Annotated in this window: 8 protein-coding genes and 1 pseudogene; 1 reads left to right on the top strand and 8 read right to left on the bottom strand. The window is 71.2% G+C overall.

The window, feature by feature from the left end:
* The 8 genes and pseudogenes from x551_RS15430 to x551_RS15395 all read right to left on the bottom strand — a co-directional run.
* Nucleotides 1-1,328, bottom strand: a 1,328-nt coding sequence (locus x551_RS15430; protein ID WP_036249312.1) for an MMPL family transporter, incomplete at its 3' end; no start/stop codon positions are given.
* Complete coding sequence (locus tag x551_RS15425) at nt 1,328-1,966, bottom strand: LolA-related protein (protein WP_148210908.1); 639 nt, start codon at nt 1,964-1,966, stop codon at nt 1,328-1,330. The genes x551_RS15430 and x551_RS15425, both read right to left, overlap by 1 nt.
* A pseudogene (locus x551_RS15420) lies at nt 1,950-2,914 on the bottom strand (acyl-CoA synthetase). Before x551_RS15420 ends, x551_RS15425 begins: the two are co-directional and overlap by 17 nt.
* A complete protein-coding gene (locus tag x551_RS27500; RefSeq protein ID WP_231497752.1) occupies nt 2,911-3,231 on the bottom strand; it encodes a 3-hydroxyacyl-ACP dehydratase in 321 nt (106 codons plus the stop codon). The pseudogene x551_RS15420 and the gene x551_RS27500 overlap by 4 nt, the downstream one beginning before the upstream one ends.
* On the bottom strand, nt 3,228-4,628 hold the full coding sequence (locus x551_RS15410) for an AMP-binding protein (RefSeq protein WP_036234910.1): 1,401 nt from the start codon (nt 4,626-4,628) through the stop codon (nt 3,228-3,230). The genes x551_RS27500 and x551_RS15410 overlap by 4 nt, the downstream gene beginning before the upstream one ends.
* Nucleotides 4,625-5,275, bottom strand: coding sequence for a hypothetical protein (locus x551_RS15405; RefSeq protein WP_036234908.1), 651 nt, complete (start codon nt 5,273-5,275; stop codon nt 4,625-4,627). The genes x551_RS15410 and x551_RS15405 overlap by 4 nt, the downstream gene beginning before the upstream one ends.
* A gap of 16 nt (nt 5,276-5,291) precedes the next feature.
* Nucleotides 5,292-5,597 (bottom strand): phosphopantetheine-binding protein, encoded by a 306-nt coding sequence (locus x551_RS15400; RefSeq protein WP_011828915.1) that lies wholly within the window; start codon nt 5,595-5,597, stop codon nt 5,292-5,294.
* An 81-nt stretch (nt 5,598-5,678) separates the two neighbouring features.
* Nucleotides 5,679-6,059, bottom strand: coding sequence for a hypothetical protein (locus x551_RS15395; protein WP_011828914.1), 381 nt, complete (start codon nt 6,057-6,059; stop codon nt 5,679-5,681).
* 193 nt (nt 6,060-6,252) lie between these two features.
* On the opposite strand from x551_RS15395, the gene x551_RS15390 reads away from it, so the two are divergent.
* Nucleotides 6,253-8,082, top strand: a complete 1,830-nt coding sequence (locus tag x551_RS15390; RefSeq protein ID WP_036234906.1) for a glutamine--tRNA ligase/YqeY domain fusion protein — start codon at nt 6,253-6,255, stop codon at nt 8,080-8,082.
* The last annotated feature ends 106 nt before the right edge of the window (nt 8,083-8,188 follow it).

Below are 8,188 nucleotides of genomic sequence, written 5' to 3'. Positions count from 1 at the left end.
GCCAGCAACAGCAACGCCGCGGCGCCGAGCAGGAAGAAGGCCACGCGCAGCCGCGGCAACCGCCGCAGCACGGCGCCGGCCCAGCGACCCATCGACTGACGCAGCCCTCGCCCGGCCGCGCCGTCGGGCACCAGCACCGGCAGCACGAAGCGAGTCGCCAGTGCGGCACCGGTGAGCCCGGCCATCGAGAACACCCCCAGCTGCGCCAGGCCCGGAAAGCCCGAGAACGCCAGTGCCGCGAAGCCGCACACCGACGTGAGCAGGCCCAGCCGCACCGTGGGCCAGTTGTCCTTCAACCAGCGCTGCCAGCCGCCGCCGGGTGCCGCGGCCCCGCGCGCCTGGATCAGGTAGTAGATCGCGTAATCGACCGCCTCGCCGATCAGCGTGCTGCCGAAGGCCAGCGTGAAACCGTGCACCGTGCCGAAGCCGACACTCACCGCCGCGATGCCGGCGACGATGCCGGTCGCCACCGGCAGCAGCGCCACCGCCAGTGCAGGCAGCGATGCGAACGCCAGCAGCAGCAGGCTGCCCATCACCAGGCTGCCGACGAGGGCCAGCTGGATGGCCTCGTGCTCGATCTGCGCACGGCTGTGCACCGCGAACACCGGCGCGCCGCTGAGCTGAAGCGTCAGCCCCTGCGCGGCCAGCGGCGCGAAGGCCCGCTCCACCTGCGCCACCGTGTCGGCCTGGCCGTCGAGATCGGCGCCGGCGGCGTGCGTGGTGAGCAGCAGCAAGGCGCGCGGCGCGGTGCGGGCGACCCAGACGCCCTCCTCGCTGCGCGGCGCGCTGGCCGGGATCAGCGATTCGGCGATGCGCTGCATCTCGCCGGTCGGATCGCGCTCGAGCAGCGGCTTGACCGCGTTGCCGGCCGGTGTGCCCAGAAGCGACAGCGTCTCGTCGATCGCGTTCCGCAGCCCCGCGACGCTGAACCGCTCCGGCGTCACTGCCGGACTGAGCTGGTAGCGATGCTCGACCAGCCACGTGCCGGCGGCGGCCCATTCGCCGGAGCCCGGGCTGCGATCGCCGTTCTGTACCTGGTCGAAACGGCCGCTGTCACGCAGGGCCGCGGCCAGCGTGCGCGAGGCCTGGGCCCGCTGCGCGGCATCGCCACCGTCGATGCCGACCAGCAGCGTGCGGGCCGCCACGCCGTTCTGCAATTGCTCGATCAGCACGCGCTGCCTCGCATCGGGGCGCGCCGGAAGGAAGGCCGACAGGTCGGTGCTGAAGCCGGTGCGGGCAATCAGCGCGCCCCCCGCCAGCATGCCGGCGAGCCACAGCGTCAGCACGATCCAGGCGCGCCGATGCGGCCACGGCGTGGCGGGACGCATCAGGGCCGCACCGGGGCCGAGGCCGACGCGCTGGCGGGCAGCGGTTCGATGCTCATCACGGAGCGGTCACCGCCCACCAGCAGCATCTCGATGCTGTACAGCGCGCCCTGCTGGCCGGCGATGCGCACGCTGCGCACCTGGCCCGCCAGCCGGCTGTCGGCCGGCACGAGGTCGAGCGTCCACTTGTCCGCACTGCCAGCGAGCGTGGTGCGGAAATAGCGCGTCAGCGTCTGCGCGTTGCCGGTCAGCGTGCCGCGCACCGCCTCCACCAGCGCCACCAGTTCGGGCGTCGCGTCGAGCGCGAAGCTGCGGCTGCGGCCGCTGCGCTGGATGGTGAGCGTGTTGCCCTCCACCACCATCGATTCGGGGCGCGGCTTCAGCGTCTGCCGCGAGAAGCGGTCCGGCGCCGCGAAGCTGAGCGTGCCGCTGGCTTCCAGCGGCTGATCCAGGCCCTGCACATGGCGCAGTTCGGTGAAGCGGGCTTCGCCGCTGCGTTGGCGGGCCAGCAGCGCCATCAGCTCCGGCAACTCGAAGACCGGCCCCGCGGCCGACGCCACGCCGGGCGCTCCCAGCGCCAGCCAGGCCCCCACCTGCACGAGGCGATGCAGGCAGCGGCGTCGTTCAACGACGGGGTGCATCCTCGCGCCAGAAGTCATGGAAATTGAACCAGTTGTAGGGGTGTTCACGGCACAGTGCCTCGAGCCGATCGGCATAGGCCTGCAGCGCCGCTCGGATCTGCCGCTCGCGCTCGGCCGGGTCACCGGCACGCTCGCTGAAATCGGCCAGCGGCGCGAAGCGGACCTCGTAGCGGTTGCCGCCCAGGTAGAGCCCGGTCATGAACACGACGCGCCGTCGCAGCAGCGCGGCGAGCCGGAACGGGCCGTCGTTGAATTCCGCAGGCTGCCCGAGAAACGGCAGGCTGACGCTGCTCGAGCGGGTCGAGCTGCCTTCGGGCAGCGAGCGGTCGGCCAGCATGCCGGCCAACCCGCCGGCGTCCAGCCAGTCGCGGATCGCCAGCATCGAGTCCATGCGGCCGAGCGCGATGATGTCGGCCCGGAAGTCGGGTGCCACCGCGGCCAGCGCGCTGTTGATGAGGCGGGCGTTGTCGGGGTACATCACCATCGCGATGCGCAGCGCCGGGCGCGTGCGGCCCACCACGTGCAGCGCCTCGAAGCTGCCCAGGTGCGCCCCCACCAGGAAAGCACCTCGCCGTCGGCCAGCGTGGCGTCGATCAGCGATTCGCCGTGCACCTGCACATCGAACAGGTCCATGCGCCCGCTGAGGAAGTAGACGCGATCGAGGATCGTCGACGCGAAGGCATGCACCTGCCGATAGGCATCGGCCAGTCGGGCGGGACGCCCCAGTGCGCGGCCCAGGTAGCGGCGCGAGTGGCGCCGAGGGCCAGCCGCGAACAGCAGGAAGTACAGCGTGATGGGGTGCAGCACCCAGCGTGCGACGCGTCGCCCGCAGTGCAGCGCGATCCAGCTCATCACGCGCAGCGCGGTCGCGTTGCTGCGCTCGGGTTCGCGGGTCCAGTCGGCCGGGACGGCATCGCCGTGGCGGCTGGTGTGCGAGCCCGCGCTCATGCCGCGGCCTCCGGCAGCAGCAGGCCGCTGGCCGCCAGCACCTCACCGCGCCGCAGCTCGAAGCGCAGGCCGCGCGGCTCGTCGTACAGCAACACGACCAGCGTGTCGCCCGGGCCTACCGGCGCGAGGAACTTCGCCTGCGCCAGCGTCGGCCGCTCGCCCAGGCGCGCCGCCAGTGCCGGCGCGGCCTGCAACGCCTCCATCACTTCGGCCAGCAACAGCACGCCGGGCCACAGCGGCTGCCCCGGAAAATGCCCGGCGAACGCCGGATGGTCGTGCGCCACGCGGCGCGTGAGGTGCACGGCCGGTTCGTTCACGGTGCGGCCTGCCGGTCGAGCCGTGCCCGCGCGAACTGCGCCAGCGCACCGCTGGTGAGCTTGCCGGTCGCCTCGCGCGGCAGCGCATCGACGTGCAGCACGCGGCGCGGCACGAACACCGCCTCGAGCCGTGCACGCAGGGCCGCGATGATCCGCGCGCTGCTCAGTCCCGGCGCCACGACGAAGGCCACCGGCCGGACCACGCCGTCGGCCACGTCCTCGGGCAGCCAGAAGGCGCCGTCGACCACACCCTCGATGCTGTTGAGGTGGTAGTTCAGATGCGCCAGCGAACTGCGCTTGCCGGCCACGTGGATCAGGTCGTTGGCGCGCCCGAGCAGCCGGAAGCGCTGCGCGCCTTCGAGCTCCAGCACGTCGGCGAGCGGCGTCGGCTGCAGCACGTGGCCGCCGTCGACGATGAAGCGCTCGGACTCGCCCTCGCCTTCGCTGTGCACGCGCAGCGCGCCGAAGGTCTGCCACGACTCGCCATGCACCGTGCGGCGCGTCGCCACCTGCCCGGCCTCGGTGCAACCATAGATCTCGACCAGCGGCCCGCCGAAGGCGCGCTCGGCCTGCAGCGCGAGCTGCGGCGACAGCGGCGCGGTCGCGCACAGCAGCAGGTCGGTCGACGGCAGCGCCACGCCGGACAGCAGCAGCGTCTTCAAGTGAAACGGCGTGGTGACCAGCGCGCGCGGTCGCGGCAGGCGCGCCAGCGCCTGAACGATGTCGGCCGGGTAGAACGGCCGCCCGCTGTCCAAGGCCGCACCACCCAGCAGGGCCAGCAGCACGCTCGACTCGAAGCCGTAGCTGTGCTGCGCCGGCACCGTGGCCACGAGGTTCAGGCCGGCCAGCGACGGGCGCTCCAGCACCTCGGCGAGGCGCAGCGACGCGGCCCGGATGTTGGCGACCACTGCACCCCAGGATTTCGCGTGCGGCTGCGGCTCGCCGGTGGACCCCGAGGTCAGCAGGCAGGCGGCTTCCAGGTCGGCCGCGATGCGCGGCACCGTTGCCGAACCCGGCGTCTCCGCATCGGTCAACGCCCGCAGCAGCGGCACGCCGTCGACTTCCAGCGCTTCATCGTCGGTCAAGGCTTCGAGCGCTGGCCAGGACCCGCGCAGGCGCGACAGCGTGTCGGGCAGCGCGTTCGGCGGCAACAGGCTGGTCCGACCGCGCAGCAGCGCTGCGCCCAGGCCGACCGCGAAGCGATAGCGGTCGCCGCACAGGTTGACCAGCGGGCCGGCGGCCGGCAAGCATGCGGCCTGCGCCGCCACGTCGGCCAGGAACCGGCGCGCGCTGACAGCGACACCCGCGCGCCAGGCCAGCGGCGCGTCGAGGTCGGCGCGTTCGATCAGCGGCAGCAACGCGGGCCCGGCAGTGCTCAAGGCGACCACCTCGCTCATCGCCCCGCGGCGTCGCCGTTCACCGGCTTGTGGCTGTAGGCGCGCACGGCCGCGGCCAGCGTGGCGCGTTCGAATTCGGGGTGCAGGCGGTAGCGCAGCAGGTGTTCACCGACGAACAATGCGGCGATCAGCACCGGCGTGACCAGGTTGGCGAGCAGCGACCAGACGCTCCACGGTGCCAGCACATAGACGCACAGCGAGGCCAACGTCATCGCGAGGAAGTAACCGGCCCACAGGCGCGTGACCTTGCCGGTGTAGCGCACCATCTCGGGCGACAGCGGCGATCCGCCGTGCACGCGCTGCGCCACGCCGCCGATCAGTGACAGCCGCCCCGGCCGTAGCGAGGCCGCAAAGCTGACGAACAACGCGAAATGGATGCCGGCGTGCTGCAGCACGTACAACCGGTTCACGTCGCCGACGCCGCCGCGCTCGACGATGCCATAGAGCCCGAGCAGCGCGAACGCGAGCCCCGCGAGCAGCGGCCCGTTGCGCTGCCGCAGCGCGAAGCCCAGCGCCGCCAGCAGCAGCGGACCGAACAGCGCCGCGATGGCCCACGGCCGATTGGCCGCGTGCACCATCAGCCAGTGGGAAAGGACTGCGTAGGCCGCTGCCGCCAGCAGCCCGAGACTGAGGCGCCCGTTCGGCATGGGGACGCTCTGGCTCTCAGGTGCTGCGGTGTTTCGCGACATGCGTCGCAAGACTGCGCAGGGACTGGAAGATCAGCTGGTTGTTCTCGTCGTCGGATCGCAACTGGAAGCCGTAGCGCCGGGAGACCTCGAGCGCGACTTCGAGGATGTCGATCGAATCGAGGCCGAGGCCTTCGCCGTACAGCGGCGCGTTCGGATCGATGTCGGCCGGTGCGACCTCCAGGTTCAACGCTTCGACCAGCAGCACCGCCAGTTCATGTTCCGATGCGGACTGTTCCAGCGTTGCGCCGGCAGCGGACGGGGTGACTTGGACGGACGGCACGCGACTCCCTGATGGCACGATCTCGATGGGCCTGAATTCTAAGGGAGGCCGCTCGACCGACCGGCTGGGCCGGTCGGTCGCTCAGTAGCGGTAGCGGTCGGGCCGCCCGTCGCCGTTGCGATCGCGATAGCCATCGCGGTAGCCGTCTCGACGACCGTGGTCGTGCCAGCGGCCCTCACGCCAGTAGCCGCGCGGTGCCGGTTGCACATAGACCGGTGCCGGCTGGTAGACGATGGGCGCCGGGCGGTAGTAAACCGGCGGCGGCGGGGCGTAGACGACCGGTGGCGGTGCGTAGACCACCGGTGGCGGTGCGTAGACCACCGGCGGCGCCGGATAGAAGATGCCCGGCAGGTTGATGCCGATGTGCCAGTTCACGCCGCCGGCATGCGCCGCACCGGTGGCGGCCAGCCCGGCGAGGCCGAGTGCGGCGACGGCCAGGGTCTTGCGGATCGCTTGCTTCATACGGTCTCCTTGTCAGGACGCTTCCAAGGGGAAGGTTTTCATGTCCTTGCTGCTAAGAACGGGTCAGCCCCTGGTCAGGTTCACAGCGATCCGTATCCAGATGCAAGAAAACGGGTGAAGTTTTGTGAATGCAACGCTCCGGCGCCGGCACGAGGGCGCTCCTTAGAATGACCGCTTCCCTTTCCCGCCCGCCATGAACCACGCTCCCAAGAAGCCCGGCCCGGGCGACGCCTCCGCCGAGCCGCACCGCCCCGGCAATTTCCTGCGCGGCATCATCGAGCGCGACCTGGAAGCCGGCACCTACGCCGGTCGCCGCCACGCCGGATCGCCCGGCGACGCCGCCCACCACGCCGGCGCACCGCTCGACGCCGCGAAGATCCGTACCCGTTTCCCGCCCGAGCCCAACGGTTACCTGCACGTGGGCCACGCGAAGAGCATCTGCCTGAATTTCGGGCTGGCGCGCGATTACGGCGGTGTGTGCCACCTGCGTTTCGACGACACCAATCCCGAGAAGGAAGAGCAGGAGTACGTCGACGCCATCGTCGACGCCGTCAAGTGGCTCGGCTTCGACTGGCAGGGGCGCGATCCCGCCCACCCCGAGACGCCGGTGGAGCACCTGTACTACGCCAGCGACTATTTCGACTTCATGTACCGCGCCGCCGAGGCCCTGGTCACCGCGGGCTTCGCCTACGTGGACGAGCAGAGCGCGGAGCAGATGCGCGCCACGCGCGGCGACTTCAACACGCCCGGCACCGACAGCCCGTTCCGCAGCCGAACGCCGGCCGAGAACCTGGCGCGCTTTCGGGCCATGCGCGACGGCCAGCTCGCCGACGGCGCCGCGGTGCTGCGCGCGCGCATCGACATGGCCTCGCCCAACATCAACCTGCGCGACCCGGCCATCTACCGCATCAAGCGCGCGACGCACCATAACACCGGCGACACCTGGTGCATCTACCCGATGTACACGTACGCGCACCCGATCGAGGACGCGCTGGAGGGCATCACCCACAGCATCTGCACACTGGAGTTCGAGGACCAGCGCCCGTTCTACGACTGGCTGCTCGACACGCTGTGCACGCTGGGCCTGCTGGCGCAGCCGCGGCCGCACCAGCACGAATTCGCGCGGCTCAACCTGACCTACGTGGTCACCAGCAAGCGCAAGCTCAAGCAACTGGTGGACGAGGGCCACGTTGACGGCTGGGACGACCCGCGCATGCCCACCCTCGTCGGACTGCGCCGGCGCGGCTACACGCCCGAGAGCATTCAGCTGTTCTGCGAGCGCATCGGCGTCAGCAAAGACTACAGCTGGATCGACTACGCCACGCTCGACGCCGCACTGCGCGACGACCTGGAAGGCAAGGCGCCGCGCGCGATGGCTGTCCTCGATCCGTTGAAGCTCAAGCTCACGAACTGGGCCGAGGTGTTCGGCAGCGCCGACCACCTGGAGCCCTGCCACGCGCCGGCCCACCCTCACCTGCCCGAGCTGGGCTCGCGCGAGTTCACGCTCGGCCCCGAGGTCTGGATCGAGCGCGGCGACTTCGCCGAGCAGCCGCCGAAGGGATTCTTCCGCCTATTCCCCGGCAACAAGGTGCGGCTGAAGTACGGCGTGGTGGTGGAGTGCTCCGGTTGCGAGAAGGACGCCGACGGCCGCATCGTCGCGGTGCTCGCCACGGTGGTGCCGGACACCAAGAGCGGCACGCCCGGCGCCGACGCGGTGAAGGTCAAGGGCACGATCACCTGGGTGGGCGTGCACGAGGCGGTGCCGGCCGAGCTGCGGCTCTACGACCGCCTGTTCACCGAGGCGCAACCCGACGCCGGCGGGCGCGACTTCCTGACGGTGCTGAATCCGGACAGCCGGCGCGTGGTGGCCGGCTACGTCGAGGCATCGGTCGGTCGGGTGATGCCCGAGTCACGTCTGCAGTTCGAGCGACACGGCTACTTCGTCGCCGACTCGAAGGCCCACCGGACGGGCCAACCCGTCTTCAACCGCATCACTGGCCTGAAGGACTCCTGGGGCAAATAGGCCACTCAGTCCGGCCGCGCGCTGCGGCGCGCGAGCAGCGCAACGAGCACGCCTCCGATGCCCCACAGCGCGGCGGGCATCCAGGCCAGCGCAGCGGCCCGCGCGG

It is taken from the genome of Methylibium sp. T29 (genome assembly GCF_000576205.1).
GTDB classification, from domain to species: Bacteria; Pseudomonadota; Gammaproteobacteria; order Burkholderiales; family Burkholderiaceae_C; genus Methylibium; species Methylibium petroleiphilum.
Note: the sequence above shows the minus strand (reverse complement) of the source record. Positions and strands in the feature narration are given on the sequence as shown.

Excerpts from the sequence above, each read along its gene's own strand:
- x551_RS15410 (WP_036234910.1), bottom strand. The coding sequence starts at position 4,628 with ATGAGCGAGGTGGTCGCCTTGAGCACTGCCGGGCCCGCGTTGCTGCCG.
- x551_RS15405 (WP_036234908.1), bottom strand. The coding sequence starts at position 5,275 with ATGCCGAACGGGCGCCTCAGTCTCGGGCTGCTGGCGGCAGCGGCCTAC.
- x551_RS15395 (WP_011828914.1), bottom strand. The coding sequence starts at position 6,059 with ATGAAGCAAGCGATCCGCAAGACCCTGGCCGTCGCCGCACTCGGCCTC.
- x551_RS15425 (WP_148210908.1), bottom strand. The coding sequence starts at position 1,966 with ATGCACCCCGTCGTTGAACGACGCCGCTGCCTGCATCGCCTCGTGCAG.
- x551_RS15390 (WP_036234906.1), top strand. The coding sequence starts at position 6,253 with ATGAACCACGCTCCCAAGAAGCCCGGCCCGGGCGACGCCTCCGCCGAG.